The organism is Bradyrhizobium sp. ORS 278 (genome assembly GCF_000026145.1).
Classification (GTDB): domain Bacteria; phylum Pseudomonadota; class Alphaproteobacteria; order Rhizobiales; family Xanthobacteraceae; genus Bradyrhizobium.
Genome location: NC_009445.1, coordinates 3,039,267 through 3,054,497 on the forward strand (window position 1 = coordinate 3,039,267; position 15,231 = coordinate 3,054,497).

Sequence of the window (15,231 nt, forward strand, 5' to 3'; positions counted from 1 at the left end):
CATGCCGAGATCAAAGCTCCAGCCGGGCTTCGTGATCGACGGCTTCACGGTCGGCGACTGCGTGCATTCCGGCGGCATGGCGACGTTGTGGAGCGTGACACGCTCCGACATCGACCGGCCGATCCTGATGAAGGTGCCGCGCGTCTCCGAGGGCGAGGACCCCGCGGCAATCGTCAGCTTCGAAATGGAGCAGATGATCCTGCCGAAACTGTCCGGGCCGCACGTGCCGGCATGCTTTGGCACCGGCGATTTCGCCACGCAGGCCTATGTGGTGATCGAGCTGATCCCGGGCGAGACGCTGTACAAGCGGCTGCCGGAACTGCCGCTGCCTTACGAGGAGGCGCGGGTGCTGGTCGCGAAGATCGCGACCGCGCTCGCGGATCTGCACCGGCAGAATGTGATCCACCACGACATCAAGCCGTCCAGCATCATGTTCCGCGGGACGGGGGAGGCGGTGCTGATCGACTACGGCCTGTCCTGCCACAAGCATCTGCCGGATCTGCTGCAGGAGGAATTCCGCCTGCCTTACGGCACCGCGCCCTACATGGCGCCGGAACGCATGATGGGCAAGCGCAGCGATCCGCGCAGCGACATCTTTTCGCTGGGCGTGCTCTTGTACTTCTTCACGACCGGGGTGCGGCCGTTCGGCGAAACCGAGACGTTGCGTGGCATGCGCCGGCGGCTGTGGCGCGATCCTTATCCGCCGCGGCAGCTCAAGCCGGACTATCCGCCGTGGCTGCAGGAGATCGTGCTGCGCTGCCTGGAGATCGAGCCGGTGTGGCGCTATCCGACCGCGGCGCAGCTCGCCTTCGATCTCGGCAATCCCGATCAGGTCAAGCTCACGGCGCGTGCCGAGAAGCTCAAGCGCGATCCGATCACCACCGTGTGGCGACGCCGCTTCAATCGCGGCCTGGTGCAGCCGGAGACGAAGCCCTCCGACGTCGCGCTGCAGATCGCCACAAGCCCGATCGTGGCGGTTGCGATCGACACGTCCGAAGGCGGTGAGGAGCTCAACGGCGCGCTGCGCGTCACCGCCGAGCGCATCCTCGCGACCTTGCCGTCGGCGCGGCTCGCCTGTGTCAACGTGCTCAAACTCGGTCGTCTCACCATCGACCGCACCCTGGACGAGGAGGGCAACAACAAGCACATCGACCGCATGGTGGCGCTGAAGCACTGGGCGACGCCGCTCAAGCTCGACACCAGCCGCCTGACGGTGCACGTGCTCGAAGCCATCGACCCGGCTGCGGCGCTGATCGAATTCGCCGAGGTCAACCAGGTCGACCACATCATCATCGGCGCCCGCCGCGACTCCGTGCTGCGCAGTCTGCTCGGCAGCGTCTCGGCCAAGGTGGCCGCGGAGGCCGGCTGCACGGTGACGGTCGTCCGCACGCGCGCGGCGGCGCGGGAGGTCGATGATGAGGAGGATGAGGTGGCGACGAAGGCCGTGTCGCGTAGTTAGAGCGCGAAAGAGCCTCGCCCTTCGAGACGCCCGCCTGCCGCCGCGCTCCGCCGGGTGAGGGCTCGACCGTCGCGACCGATGCGAAGCAGTGATCGAGCTATTGCCATTGGGGCCCGCAGCTCATCGTCAACATGAAGCGCCGGCTCGACGTCCACCCTCATGGTGAGGAGCGGCACAGGCGCGTCTCGAATGATGAGGCCCAGCCTGCAGCATTCCTTCACCTTTCAACCATGACCGCCGAAGCGTCATCTGCCGCCTGTTATTCGGGCGCAGCTGCGATTGCCTTTCATAGTCTCTCCCGCCAGAGTGACATTGTGACGCGTGTGGGGCGCGCACGTCTGGTTTGACGAGGGGGATTCGATGGCGGCGACGGATGTGAGCATGGCGGGGACGGCGTCCCCGAAGGGCAGCCTGTTCGGCTCGCTGTTCTTTCAGGTCGTGGCGGCGCTCGCGATCGGCATCCTGATCGGCGTCGTCGCGCCCGAGACCGCCCAGGGCCTGAAATTCTTCAGCGACGCCTTCCTGCGCCTGATCGCGATGGTCGTGGCGCCGATCGTGTTCTGCGTCGTCGTCCATGGCATCGCCAGTGCCGGCGACCTCAGAAAGGTCGGCCGCGTCGGCGTCAAGTCGCTGGTCTATTTCGAGGGCATGACGACGATCGCGCTGGCCTTCGGCCTCGTTCTGGCGCTGCTGTTCGGCCCCGGCCATGGCATGAACATCGACGTCTCGAAGCTCGATGCCAAGCAGCTCGCGACCTTCGCCGACAACGCCCACAAGCTGCAAGGTGGCGGCTTTGGCGGCTTCATCCTCAACATCATCCCGCCGACCGCTTTCGACGCCTTCGCCCGTAACGACGTGCTGCAGGTGCTGTTCTTCGCGGTGATCTTCGGCGTCAGCCTTGCGCTGGTCGGCGAGCCGGGCAAGCCCGTCGTCAACCTGATCGATGCCGTCGCCAAGGTGCTGTTCAAGGCGATGGGGCTGATCGTGCGCGTCGCGCCGCTCGGCGTGCTCGGCGCCATCGGCTTCACCGTCGGCAAATACGGCATCGGCTCGTTGAAGCAGCTGCTGGCGCTGGTCGTGCTGTTCTACGTCTCGGTGGCGCTGTTCGTCGTCATCGCGCTCGGCCTCGTGATGCGCATCGCCGGCCTCAGCCTGTTCAAGTTCCTGAGCTACCTGAAGGAGGAGCTCCTGATCGTGCTGGCGACGGCGTCGTCCGATTCCGTGCTGCCGCAGATCATGCGCAAACTCGAGGCGATGGGGGTGAAGCAGGAGGTCGTCGGCCTGGTCATCCCGACCGGCTATTCGTTCAACCTCGATGCGTTCTCGATCTATCTGACGCTCGCCGTCGTGTTCATCGCCCAGGCCACCAACACGCCGCTGTCGGTCAGCGACCTCTTGCTGGTGCTCGGCGTGTCGCTGGTGACGTCGAAGGGCGCGCATGGCGTGCCGGGCTCGGCGATCGTCATCCTCGCCGCAACGCTCGGTGCCGTGCCGGCGATCCCCGCGATCGGCCTCGTGCTGGTGCTGTCGGTCGACTGGTTCGTCGGCATCGCCCGCGCCGTCGGCAACCTGATCGGCAACTGCGTCGCCACCGTGGTCGTCGCCGCCTGGGAAAATGATCTCGATCATGCCAGGGCGAAAGCCGTGCTCGATCGCGGAACGGCGGAGGAGGTAGAGTATCAGGCGGCGTGATTGCCGACAGACGTGGTGGTCGCGATCTCGTAGGGTCTCACGCGCTGTTGCGTCGATCCCGCATGTCGCTGCGCTCATGCGGGCTACTGGACGGCATCGTGCGGAGCAGGCGACCTCACCGGAACGGCCGCAGCTTCATGTGCCGGTTGGAGTCCTTGTACAGCAGATAGCGGAAGCGGCCGGGGCCGCCGGCGTAGCAGGCTTGCGGGCAGAAGGCGCGCAGCCACATGAAGTCGCCGGCCTCGACCTCGACCCAGTCGCGGTTGAGCTTGTAGACCGCCTTGCCTTCGAGCACGTAGAGGCCGTGCTCCATGACATGGGTCTCCAGGAACGGGATGACGGCGCCGGGCTCGAAGGTGACGATGTTGACGTGCATGTCGTGGCGGACGTCGAGCGGATCGACGAAGCGCGTGGTGGCCCAGCGGCCCTCGGTGCCGGGCATCCCGACCGGCGCGATCGTCGCCTCGTTGGTGACGAAGGGCTCGGGCGCGGCGATGCCGGGGACGGCCTCATAGGCCTTGCGGATCCAGTGAAAGGTCGCGGGTGCCGCGCTGTCGTTGGTCAGCGTCCATTTGCAGGACGGCGGCAGGAAGGCGTAGCCGCCCTTGGCCAGGCGATGCGTGGTGCCGGCGATGGTCAGCGCGATCTCGCCTGACACGACGAACAGCACGCCCTCGGCCTCCGGATCAGGCTCCGGCTGACTGCTGCCGCCGCCGGGCGAGACCTCGACGATGTATTGCGAGAATGTCTCCGAGAAGCCGGACAGGGGACGCGCGATCACCCAGGTCCGCGTCTTGTCCCAGAACGGCAGCGGCGAGGTGACGATGTCGCGCATCACGCCCTTGGGGATGACCGCATAGGCCTCGGTGAACACGGCGCGCCCCGTCAGCAGGTCGGTCTGCGGCGGATGGCCGCCCTGCGGCACGAAGTAGTTCGGCTTGTCCATCGTCGTCTCTCCTGCGCGCGGCTCGTCGAGTGCGCGCGCCATCGTTCAGGGGATGCTCAAAAACAGCGGCTGGTCGAGCCACCGTTCCTCGAGATTGTCGGGGCTCATGCGGTCGACCACCATGAAACGTGAGGCCTCGTCGAAGACCAAGAGGGGATGATGCCAGACGTTGCGGGCGTAGTTCACGCCCTGGCGTCCAGTGGCGGTGAAGGCTTGGTAGCTCGCGGCATCATGCGGATCGGTGCAGACGAGCACCAGCCAAGGGCGGTCCTGCAGCGGCATGAACAGCTGCGTGCCGAGCGGATGCCGTTCCATCAGCTTGATTTCGATCGGCCGCGGCCGCGGCTTGGCCTCGAACAGGCTGATATTGACATCGATGCCGCCCGAGGTCACGTCGATGGCGGCGAGCTCGTTGCAGCGGCGGGCAAAGCCCTGGTTGATCTCGATCGGCGGGGCGCCGTCGGTCTCGACGACGTCGCCGAAGGCAGCGAAGGCCGCCTTCGTCAGCGGCCGCGGTGTGAGCATATGCATGAGCCGTCGATCGCCTCAGATCGCTTCGCCGCGCGCCGTCGCGGCGGCATCACGGATCGCGGCGATGTTGCTGCGATAGGCTTCCATCGTGCCGCCCTTGAACACGGCGGAGCCGGCGACGAAGGCGTTGGCGCCGGCGGCCGCGAGCGCGCCGGCATTGTCGCGGCCGACGCCGCCGTCGACCTCGATGTCGATCGGCCGGCCCGCGGTCATCGCGCGCAGGTCCTGGACCTTGCCGATCGCCGAGGCGATGAAGGCCTGGCCGCCGAAGCCGGGGTTGACCGACATGATCAGCACGAGGTCGACGAGGTCGAGCACGTACTCGATCACATTCAGCGGTGTCGACGGATTGAGCGAGACGCCGGCCTTCTTGCCCAGCGCGCGGATCGCCTGCAGCGAGCGATGCAGATGGGGACCTGCCTCGGCATGCACCGTGATGTGGTCGCAGCCGGCCTTGGCGAAGGCCTCGAGATACGGGTCGCACGGCGTGATCATCAGATGCGCGTCGAAGATCTTGGTCGTGTGCGGGCGCAGCGCCTTGATGACATCCGGGCCGTAGGAAATGTTCGGGACGAAATGGCCGTCCATCACATCGAGATGAATCCAGTCGGCGCCCGCGGCGTCGACGGCGCGCACCTCCTCGCCGAGCTTGGCGAAATCGGAGGCCAGGATCGATGGCGCGATGACGAGCGGACGCGGCGTGAAGGACTGGGTCATGGGCGGCTGTTCCAGGACGATCGGGGATGTCGCCGTATCATGCAGGGCCGGCTGCGGCAACGCGAGCGGGAAAAATCTGCCGGGTGCGGCAGGAAGTGCCGGGGTCAGGCCGTCGTAACATCGTGAAATATCCGGACATATCAGCGGTTTGGCGCTGGCATGGGGATTGCGACGAAGACGGGGAGATGTTCTGCCGCCGCGTGGGCGGCCTTGCGGGAGTTTCGCCATGTGGTTTGCACTGGGGGCCGCGTCGTCGGTCCTGGACAGCCTGCAGTCGCTCGGCTCGACCAAGTCGGGCTCCGGCAAATCGGGCGGCGGCCTGTTCAGCCTGGACGCCAAGGGAACGGGCAGCTCCGGCAATTTCAGCCCGTGGTCGAGCTCGGGCAGCAGCGGCTCGGGGCAGATCGCGCCGGAGACGATGAGCGCGCTGCTGGCGGCGCAGAGCCAATCGGGGGCATCCTCCGGCACAAGCGCCTCGACCAACCCGCTGCAGGATCTGTTCTCGCAGATCGACGGCAACGGCGATGGGCAGATCAGCAAGTCCGAGTTCGAGAACGCGCTCGGCGCCGGCGGCACCAACCTCGCCAATGCGGACAAGGTGTTCGGCAAGCTCGATGCGAACAACGACGGCAGTGTCAGCCTCGACGAGCTGTCCTCGGCGCTGCAGGGCGCCAAGGGGCGGCATGGCCATCATCATCACCAGGAGGCCGGCGGGAGCAGCGGCTTGGGCACCTCATCCGGCGCGGGCGCCGATGCGCTGATGCAGGCGCTGTCGGGCGCGTCGAGCTCGTCGTCCACCAACAGCGACGGCTCGACGACGACCACGATCACCTATGCGGACGGCTCCAAGGTCACGTTGACGACGCCGGCGGCCACCACCGCGTCGAACGCGGCGACGTCGTCGTACAATCTGATCGAGAAGCTGATCCAGCGGCAGTCGCAGCAGCTGTCGAGCGCCACGTCGTCGACGACCGCGGTGAGCGTGTAAGCCGCTCAGCCGCCGAAGCGGTCCTGCCAGGACGGCAGAGCGCCGGCAAACGGCAGTGGCCTCGCGTGATACACGCCGCGCGCAATCGCCCGCGCCAGCACGTTCGCGGCGAGCATGCCAAGCTCGCTGAGCTCGACCAGAGGCTCGATGGGCCTCGCGCAGGTCGCGGCCGCAAACACGATGTCGCCGTCGAGCGGCAGGTGCACCGGATAGATCGCGCGTGCCATGCCGGTCTGCGCCATCATCGCGAGCCGCTTGGCCTGCGCCTTGGTGAGGATGGCATCGGTCACCACCAGCGCAATCGTCGTGTTCTCGGAGTCCGAGGGGGCAGGGCCGCCTTTGATGCGCATCGCCAGCATGTCCGGCGTGAAGCGCGCGGGCAGGCCGCGGCCGCCGAATTCGCCGTCGGCTTCGTAGGGCGCCGCCCAGAACCAGGGACCATCGCCGACCGTCACGCTGCCGACCGCATTCACCACCGCGATCGCCGCGACCTTGATGCCGCCTGTCGTGACAGCCGACGCCGAGCCGAGCCCGCCCTGCAGATTGGCCGTTGTTGCGCCGAGGCCCGCGCCAACGCTGCCGAGCGCAAAGCTCGTCGTGGCGGCGGCCGCCGCCGCATAGCCGAGCTCGCGGTACGGCGCGTAGCGGCCCCATTGCTTGTTGCCGCCGTTGAGCAGGTCGAACACGATCGCGCCCGGCACAATGGGAATTAACGCGTCGCGTACGGCGAAACCGCGGCCCTGTTCGGCGAGCCACGCCTGGATGCCGCTGGCGGCCTCCAAGCCGAACGCCGAACCGCCCGACAGCGCGATGCCGTCGACCCGCTCGACTGTGTTGACGGGATCAAGCAGCGCATCCTCGCGCACCCCGGGCCCGCCGCCGCGAATGTCGATCGCGGCCACCGCCGGCTGATCGAACAGGATCGCCGTCACGCCGGAGGCGAGCGCCGCATCATGGGCATGGCCGACGCGGACGCCGGGAATGTCGGTCAGGAGATTCTGCACGTCGGTCTCGGTGCTGGTGGTGATGGTCGATGAATAGCCCGGCCGATGCCCCGGCTCAATGCAGCACGGCGCGTCACCGTAGCCCGGATGAGCGCAGCGACATCCGGGTTCTCACGAGCTTTGCGGTGAACCCGGATATCGCTGCGCTCATCCGGGCTACGTCATCCCTCCAGGGCGATGCGGATCATGCGGGCGAGCTCGGGCTTGCGGTAGGGCTTGGGCAGCAGCAGCACGCCCGCATCGAGGCGGCCGTGATGCACGATCGCGTTCTCGGTGTAGCCGGAGGTGAACAGCGTCTTCAGCGCCGGACGCTGCGCCCGCGCGGCGTCGGCGAGCTGCCGACCGTTCATGCCGCCGGGCATGATGACGTCGGTGAACAGCAGGTCGATCTCCGGATGTTGCTCCAGCACGGCCAGTGCCTCCGCAGCATTGGCGGCGGCAAGCGTCGTGTAGCCGAGGCTCTTGACCTGGGTGACCGCGTGCTGGCGCACCAGCGGATCGTCCTCGACGATCAGGATGGTCTCGTCGCCGCCCGTTGCGTCGGGCAAACGCCGGTCGGCGCCGGCCGTCGGCGCCGAGGTCGAGCGTGGCAGATAGAGCTTGATCGAGGTGCCGTGGCCGACCTCGCTATAGACCTTGATGTGGCCGCCGGACTGTTTCACGAAGCCGAACACCATGCTCAGCCCGAGCCCCGTCCCCTTGCCGAGGCCCTTGGTCGAGAAGAACGGGTCGAACACCTTGTCGAGATAGGCCGGCGGAATGCCGCTGCCGGTGTCGCTGACGGCGATCATGACGTAGTCGCCGACCGCGACCTCGGCGTTGGCGTTGGCATAATCCTGGTCGAGCGTGACATTCGCGGTTTCCAAAGTCAGCTTGCCGCCTTGCGGCATCGCGTCTCGCGCATTGAGCGCGAGATTGACCACGGAGGTCGCGAGCTGGTTCGGATCGGCCAGGGCCGTACATGGATCGACGCACAGGATACGCTCGATCTCGATATGCTCACCCAGCGTGGGCCGCAGCAGGGCCGCGGTCTCGATGATGAGCGCATTGACGTCGAGATCGACCGGCTGTAGCGGCTGCTTGCGGGCGAAGGCCAGCAGCTGTCGCGTCAGATGCGCGCCGCGGTCAGCCGAGTCGTCGATCAGCTTGGCGATCGCCGCGAGCTCCGGCCGGTCCGCGACGGCGTCTGCCAGGATGGCGATGCTTCCCGTGATCACCGTGAGGATATTGTTGAAGTCGTGGGCGATGCCGCCGGTGAGCTGGCCGACGGCCTCCATCTTCTGCGCCTGGCGGAACTGAGCCTCGGCGGCGCGCTTCTCGGTGAGATCGCGTCCGACAAAGAAATGGCGCCGCATCGGATCCGACCAGCTGGCCATCCAGTTCAGCACCACGCCGCGGCCTTCCTTGTGCAGCAGCTGGGCCTCGAAATTGTGGATATCGCGGCCGCGGCGGCAGTCGCGCATTTGGCTGCGGACGGCCTCCAGCTCAGGCGGATAGACGAAGTCGCTGGCGTTGCGGCCGACCATCTCCTCCGGGCGGTAGCCCAGGATGGCTCGCGTGCTCGGGCTGACCTGGATCAGATTGCCGCGCGAATCCGCGATCAGGATCAGATCCTGCGAGGTCTCGAAGATGCGTCGCCGCTCTTCGGTTTCCCGGGTCAGCGCGTTGCGCGTGCGCTTGCTCTCCGTGATGTCGCGCGCGACCTTGGATGCGCCGATCACGGTTCCCCTTGCATCAAGGATCGGTGAGACGCTGAGGGAGACTTCGACCTCGCGACCATCCCTGTGCCGACGTACCGTCTCGTGATGCTCGATCTTCTCGCCCTGTCCAATCCTGGCGAGAATGCCGTCGACCTCGCCGCGCCGGTCGGGCGGAACGATCAGGGCGATGTCGCTGCCCAGCGCGTCCTCGGCGCCATATCCGAACAGTTGCTCCGCGGCCCGGTTCCAGGATGTGATCTTGCCGTGCAAGGTCAGCGTGATGATGGCGTCATTGGAGGATTCCACGACGGCGCTGAACAACCGCTCGCGCGCGATGAAGCGGGCCCGCTCGGTTTCGCTCTGCCGCCGCTGCTGTTGCAGCAGGCGCGTCAGGCGTTGCTGCAGTCCGACATTGTCGGCGAGCAGCACCCCGAGCACGAAGCTCGCCGCGAACAGGCCGTAGATGCGACCGGCGTAGTAGCCAAGATCGAACCTTGCGGCATTGAGCAGCGATGACAGCGACAGATCGAACAGCCACGCGCACAGCACCACCATGATCCAGAGGTCGAGGACGCTGTGCGGCCGCCGCCACGCCATCGCGACGAGCGCGGCGAATGTCGCGCACCAGATCGCGCCGACCACCACCTTCAACGCCGGCGTTGCGGCATTGCCGTCGAGAAGAGCCGGTAGCGCCGCCTCCTGAGTGATCACGATCCAGGCCAGCGCAGCCAGCGAGACCGCAACGCCGATGATGGCGAACGCCAGCGCCGCACCAACTGAACTCACAGGGCGGCCGTTTCTGCCGAGTACGTAGGCGAGGACGAACAGCGGAAAGCCGCCATGCCAGATCATGTAGATCCAGACAGCGCCCTGCGGTCCGGCCCCGAACAGCCCGTCCGGCGCGTACACGCCAGGGAACACGAGCGTGTGCAACAGCGCGGCTGGACCGGTGAACAAGTAGCCGGACGCGAGCCACGCCAGGGCGCGGGAGCGCAGCAACACGAACTGGGAGAACAGCAGGAACGCCGTGATCAGATCATTCAGCGCCAGCGCCGACTGATAGCTCGCGATGAATGCGGGCCTCGCCGGCAGCTGAATTTTGGCGGAGGGAGCGATGATGGCAAACAGCAAAGCCGAGGCCGCCAACGCAGCAAGCGCTGCGAGCTGGTCTCGCCGGGTTGCAGATGAAGTTGATAGAAGAACTTCGCGAGTATCTTCGATGCTTCGCATCTCCAAAGTCCTGCGCACTTGGCATCGACGTGCTCAACTCTGCACTGACGCGACTGATGCGCGAATAAATCACTTATTCAAACAAAGGTTGCATGGTGCCAATCTGAAACGTTTTGTAGAATGAGTCGTGATTTGCAGTAACTGCACCTTTACCGAAACGCGCGTAATATACCATTAGTTGTAGCTGATTTCCTTTTATGTTGTAGGCTGTCCAACGAAAAATTTCTGGAGAATTGTATGCCACGGGTGCTGGTGGTGGACGATCAGAAGGACGTGCGCGCCATGATCAGCATGGTGCTGCGCGTCAATCAGTTCGAGGTCGTCGAAGCGGGAACCGCTCCGGACGGTCTCAAATTGTTCCGCGCTCAGACGTTCGACGTCGTGATTGTCGACATCTATCTGGAGGAATCCAACGGTCTTGATCTGGTCAGCGAGATGCGGCGACTGGTTCCCGACGTGCCGGTCGTGGCCGTCTCCGGCATGAGCGCGTTTGACGGGGCGGCGATGTCGGACGAACTCACGCGGGTGGTCTATTTGCAGAAGCCGTTCCGGCCGGGCGAATTGATGAACGCGGTCGAAATGGCCCGTACGGCCGTCGAGGGCAGAGCAGCGGCGGCGCTGTCGGCCTGCGCCGGTTAACCGGCTGAGTGGCCGCTGCACTGCACGCGCTGAGATCGCGACGCGGACGTCGGTGTCCGCATCGCCAAAGTCAAAACAGAACGCCCCGGTCCATGACCGGGGCGTTTGCATTTGACGTAACCGCAATCAGCGGACCTGATCAGGACTTGCCGCCGCCGAGCTCGGCGTAGCCGCCCTTGGCGTCCCACTTGTAGACGACGTAGTCGATCTGCTTGATGTCGCCCTTGGCGTCGAAGCCGAGCTTGCCGAGCACGGTGTCCCACTCGCCCGCCTTGATGGTGTCCATCACCTTCTTGGCGTCGGTGGTGTTGGCCTTCTTCACCGCCTGCGACCAGACCTGGATCGCGGCGTAGGTGTAGAGGGTGTAGCCTTCGGGGTCGATGTTCTTGGCCTTGAACTTCTCGACGATCGCCTTCGCGGTCGGCTTGTTGCGCGGCTCGGGGCCGAAGGTGAAGAGGGTGCCCTCAGCGGCCGGACCGGTGATGGAGGCGAACTCCTTGTCGTTCATGGCGTCGCCCGCCATCAGGATCGTCTTCAGGCCCTGGTCGCGCATCTGGCGCAGGATCAGACCGGCTTCCTGATGATAGCCGCCGACATAGACGAGGTCGATGTTCTCACGCTTCAGGCGCGACACGATCGCGTTGAAGTCCTTGTCGCCCTTGTTGTACGACTCGAACATCTTCTCGGTGACGCCGGCCTTGTTGAGCGCCTTCTTGGTTTCGTCGGCGAGACCCTTGCCGTAGGTGGTCTTGTCGTTGAGGATCGCGATGTTCTTGCCCTTGAAGTTCTTCGCGATGTAGTTGGCGGCGACGAGGCCCTGCTGATCGTCACGGCCGCAGACGCGGGCGACGTTCCACAGCTTGCGCTCGGTGAACAGCGGGTTGGTCGAAGCCGGGGTGATCTGCAGCACGTTGCTGTCGGCATAGGCCTCCGAGGCCGGGATCGATGACGACGAGCAGAAATGGCCGGCGACGAACGGAATGCCGGAGCCGGCGAGCTTCTCGGCGACCGAGCGGGCCTGCTTCGGATCGCAGGCATCGTCACCCACCTGCAGCGCGAGCTTCTTGCCGAGCACGCCGCCGGCGGCATTGAGATCGGCGATCGCCATCTCGGCGCCGTTCTGCATCTGGCGGCCGAAGGCCGACTCGCCGCCGGTCATCGGGCCGGCCACGGCGATGGTGATGTCTTCGGCGTAGGCCGCGGTCGAGAGCGCAAGCGTGGCGCCCAGGGCCAGACCAATGAGTTTGAGTGGTTTCATGAGAAATCCTCGCGGGTAGGTCGACATGGAAATGGCCCGAATGGCGGGCCGCAGACCGCGCGCATTGTGGCTGATTTTCCGCCGAAGTCACCGGCATTTTTCGGGCAGACCGACGAAGGGCTAAGGCAAAACCGGTCTGGAATTCGAGGGCCCGCCTCAGTGGCGGCCGCCCTCCAGATAGGCCGCGCGGATCTCGGGGCGCTGCAGCAACTCGGTCCCGGTGCCCGACAGGGTGATCATGCCGTTCACCAGCACGTAGCCGCGATGGGCGAGCTTCAACGCATGATTGGCGTTCTGCTCGACGATCAGGACGGTCAATCCATCCTGGCGATTCAGCGTCCGGATGGCGTCAAAAATCTGTCGCGCGATCAGCGGCGCCAGGCCGAGCGAGGGCTCGTCGAGCAGCAGCAGACGGGGGCGGCTCATCAACGCGCGTCCAATCGCCAGCATCTGCTGCTCGCCGCCGGACAGCGTGCCGCCGCGCTGATCGATGCGCTCCTTCAGCCGCGGGAACAGCGCGAACACGCGCTCCAGCGTGTCGGCCCGCTGCGCCTCCGTGGTGTCGCCGGCATCGGCGCCCATCTGCAGATTTTCCGCAACGCTCATCCGCGGGAAGATGCGGCGGCCTTCGGGCGACTGGGCGATCTTGAGCCGTGCGATCAGATGCGTCGGCACCTGGGTGATGTCATGACCGTCATAGACGATATGGCCTGAGCTCGCGCGCGGGCGGCCGAAGATCGACATCATCAGCGTCGACTTGCCGGCGCCGTTGGCGCCGATCAGCGCGACGATTTCGCCGGCCTTGATGTCGAGGTCGACGCCCTTCAGCGCTTCGATCTTGCCGTAGGAGGCGCGCAGGCTACGGATCGCGAGCAGGGATGCACTCACGCCTCGGCCTCCATCACGGCTGCGGCTTCTTCCTCGTCGGTGCCGAGATAGGCGGCGATCACCTTCGGATCGTCGCGGATCTCGCGCGGCGTTCCCTCGGCGATCTTGACGCCATAGTCCATCACCACGACGCGGTCGGAGATCTCCATCACCACGCTCATGTCGTGCTCGATCAGCAGGATCGATGTGGCGTGGTCGCTGCGGATCGAGAGAAGCAGCTCGCTCAACGCCGCGCTTTCGCGGGCGTTGAGGCCGGCGGCCGGCTCGTCGAGGCAGAGCAGGGCAGGCCCGGTGCACATCGCGCGCGCGATCTCGAGACGGCGCTGATCGCCATAAGCGAGATTGCCGGCGGCGTCGTCGGCGCGGTCGATCAGGCCGACGCGCTTCAGCCAGAACACCGCATTGTCGATCGCGCTCTGCTCGGCCGCGCGCCAGGATGGCAGGCCGAGCAGCCCGATCAATGTCAGACCGGAGGCGCGCATCAGGGCGTTGTGCTGCGCCACCATCAGGTTCTCGAGCGCCGTCATGCCGGGAAACAGCCGGATGTTCTGGAAGGTGCGCGCGACCTTGGCCTGCTTGGAGATGTTGAAGTCCTTCAGCTTCTGCATCTCGAATTGCGTGCCGTCGTCATGCGTCAGGCGGATCACGCCGGAGGTCGGCTTGTAGAAGCCCGTGATGCAGTTGAAGACAGTGGTCTTGCCGGCGCCGTTGGGGCCGATCAGCGCCGTGATCTGCTTGCGCTGGGCGGTGAACGACAGCGCGTTGACGGCGACGATGCCGCCGAAACGCATGGTGAGATTCTCGAGCGCGAGGATGGGAGCGGAGCTCATCCGTGGCCTTCCTTGACGAGGTCCGAGGAGATGCTCTTGGATTTTTCCAGGAACACGGTCGGCGCGCGATGGCCGACGATGCCGCGCGGGCGCCAGATCATCACCAGCACCATGGCGAGACCGAACACCAGCATGCGGTAGACCTCGAGGCTTCGGAACAGCTCGAAGCCACCGATCATGGCGAGCGCGGCCAGCGCCACACCGAGCTGCGAGCCCATGCCGCCGAGCACGACGATCGCCAGCACCAGCGCTGACTCTTGGAACGTGAAGGACTCGGGGCTGATGAAGCCCTGCCGCGTGGCGAAGAAGGCGCCGGCGAAGCCGCCAAACATCGCGCCGGTGGCGAACGCCGTCAGCTTGGTCGTGGTGATGTTGATGCCGAGCGCGCGGCAGGCGACCTCATCCTCGCGCAGCGCTTCCCAGGCGCGGCCGATCGGCAGCCGGCGCAGCCTGATCGTCACCCAGTTGGTCAGCAGCGCCAGCGCCAGGATCAAGTAGAACAGGAACACGATGCGATGCGTCGGCGAGAACGGAATGCCGAGCATCGACGCAAGGCCGCCTTCGCCGGGAGTCAACGGGATGCCGAACAGGGTCGGGCGCGGAATGCCGGAGACGCCATTGGGGCCGCCCGTCACCTCCTGCCAGTTGATCAGCACCAGACGGATGATTTCGCCGAAGGCGAGCGTGACGATGGCGAGGTAATCGCCGCGCAGCCGCAGCACGGGGAAGCCGAGCAGCACGCCCCAGAACGCGGCAAGGATGCCGGCGAGCGGCAGGCAGATCCAGAACGACAGGCCGAAGGTTGTCGACAGCAAACCGTAGGAATAGGCGCCGACCGCGTAGAACGCGACGTAGCCGAGATCGAGCAGGCCGGCGAGGCCGACCACGACGTTGAGGCCCCAGCCCAGCATCACATAGGTGAGGACGAGGATGCCGAGGTCGAGAATGTAGCGCTGATTGTAGAAGATCACCGGCACGAGAAAGGTGAAGATCAGTAGCGCCGGTGCGAGATAGCGCCCCGCAACGGACAGGCCGCTCTGCACCGACGCGGGAACGAAGCTGCCGAGGCCGCCGCGCGGGCCGAGCCAGAGCCGCAACAGCTCGACCACGATCGAGCCAACGAACACCGCGCCGACGAGGCTGGCGAGCTCGCCGAAGCGGGTCCAGTATTCGAGCTGGCCGCTCTGGCCGGCCTCGGTGCGGACGCCGACCATCAGCGAGAACAGGCCGAGCGCGACCAGCGCGCTGAGGACAGCCTTCCTGAGGATGAAGGCGGCTCCGACGGGCTCGGAGCCATTCGATGGGACAGGCGAAGAGGGTGGAAGGGACGCGCTCACACGGGCTCCGTC

Annotated in this window: 13 protein-coding genes; 4 read left to right on the forward strand and 9 right to left on the reverse strand. The window is 66.0% G+C overall.

The features are described 5' to 3' along the window. Position 1 precedes the first annotated feature (1 nt). Entirely contained in the window at positions 2-1,459 is a 1,458-nt protein-coding gene (locus BRADO_RS13310) for a bifunctional serine/threonine-protein kinase/universal stress protein (RefSeq protein WP_011925851.1), read from the forward strand. 360 nt (positions 1,460-1,819) lie between these two features. Further along, positions 1,820-3,151 carry a dicarboxylate/amino acid:cation symporter gene (locus tag BRADO_RS13315; protein ID WP_011925852.1) on the forward strand — a complete coding sequence of 444 codons (1,332 nt, stop codon included), beginning with the start codon at positions 1,820-1,822 and terminating at the stop codon, positions 3,149-3,151. A 115-nt stretch (positions 3,152-3,266) separates the two neighbouring features. Here BRADO_RS13315 and BRADO_RS13320 read toward each other — a convergent pair whose 3' ends face one another. The 3 genes from BRADO_RS13320 to rpe are packed head-to-tail and all read right to left on the reverse strand — an operon-like array spanning position 3,267 to position 5,345. After that, positions 3,267-4,097, reverse strand: a complete 831-nt coding sequence (locus BRADO_RS13320; protein WP_011925853.1) for a bifunctional allantoicase/(S)-ureidoglycine aminohydrolase — start codon at positions 4,095-4,097, stop codon at positions 3,267-3,269. A gap of 45 nt (positions 4,098-4,142) precedes the next feature. Then, entirely contained in the window at positions 4,143-4,628 is a 486-nt protein-coding gene (locus BRADO_RS13325; protein ID WP_011925854.1) for an ureidoglycolate lyase, read from the reverse strand. Positions 4,629-4,643: 15 nt separating this feature from the next. After that, positions 4,644-5,345 (reverse strand): ribulose-phosphate 3-epimerase, encoded by a 702-nt coding sequence (rpe, locus tag BRADO_RS13330; RefSeq protein WP_011925855.1) that lies wholly within the window; start codon positions 5,343-5,345, stop codon positions 4,644-4,646. Between the two features lie 226 nt (positions 5,346-5,571). On the opposite strand from rpe, the gene BRADO_RS13335 reads away from it, so the two are divergent. Then, positions 5,572-6,333, forward strand: a complete 762-nt coding sequence (locus tag BRADO_RS13335; protein ID WP_011925856.1) for an EF-hand domain-containing protein — start codon at positions 5,572-5,574, stop codon at positions 6,331-6,333. A gap of 5 nt (positions 6,334-6,338) precedes the next feature. Here the strand turns inward: BRADO_RS13335 and BRADO_RS13340 are convergent, their stop codons facing one another. Both BRADO_RS13340 and BRADO_RS13345 read right to left on the reverse strand, forming a co-directional pair. Then, a complete protein-coding gene (locus BRADO_RS13340) occupies positions 6,339-7,337 on the reverse strand; it encodes a P1 family peptidase (RefSeq protein WP_011925857.1) in 999 nt (332 codons plus the stop codon). Between the two features lie 161 nt (positions 7,338-7,498). Beyond that, the gene (locus BRADO_RS13345; RefSeq protein WP_011925858.1) at positions 7,499-10,267 is read right to left on the reverse strand and encodes a PAS domain S-box protein; all 2,769 of its coding nucleotides are present in this window, start codon (positions 10,265-10,267) and stop codon (positions 7,499-7,501) included. A 237-nt stretch (positions 10,268-10,504) separates the two neighbouring features. Between BRADO_RS13345 and BRADO_RS13350 the strand changes: the two genes are divergently transcribed. Next, a complete protein-coding gene (locus BRADO_RS13350) occupies positions 10,505-10,906 on the forward strand; it encodes a response regulator (protein WP_011925859.1) in 402 nt (133 codons plus the stop codon). A 139-nt stretch (positions 10,907-11,045) separates the two neighbouring features. Here the strand turns inward: BRADO_RS13350 and BRADO_RS13355 are convergent, their stop codons facing one another. The 4 genes from BRADO_RS13355 to livM all read right to left on the reverse strand — a co-directional run bounded on the left by BRADO_RS13355 (position 11,046) and on the right by livM (position 15,219). Continuing rightward, the gene (locus tag BRADO_RS13355; RefSeq protein WP_011925860.1) at positions 11,046-12,164 is read right to left on the reverse strand and encodes a branched-chain amino acid ABC transporter substrate-binding protein; all 1,119 of its coding nucleotides are present in this window, start codon (positions 12,162-12,164) and stop codon (positions 11,046-11,048) included. Positions 12,165-12,320: 156 nt separating this feature from the next. Then, positions 12,321-13,052, reverse strand: a complete 732-nt coding sequence (locus BRADO_RS13360) for an ABC transporter ATP-binding protein (protein ID WP_011925861.1) — start codon at positions 13,050-13,052, stop codon at positions 12,321-12,323. Next, positions 13,049-13,882, reverse strand: a complete 834-nt coding sequence (locus BRADO_RS13365) for an ABC transporter ATP-binding protein (protein ID WP_011925862.1) — start codon at positions 13,880-13,882, stop codon at positions 13,049-13,051. Before BRADO_RS13365 ends, BRADO_RS13360 begins: the two co-directional genes overlap by 4 nt. Continuing rightward, positions 13,879-15,219 carry a high-affinity branched-chain amino acid ABC transporter permease LivM gene (gene livM, locus BRADO_RS13370; RefSeq protein WP_011925863.1) on the reverse strand — a complete coding sequence of 447 codons (1,341 nt, stop codon included), beginning with the start codon at positions 15,217-15,219 and terminating at the stop codon, positions 13,879-13,881. The genes BRADO_RS13365 and livM overlap by 4 nt, the downstream gene beginning before the upstream one ends. Positions 15,220-15,231: the final 12 nt, after the last annotated feature.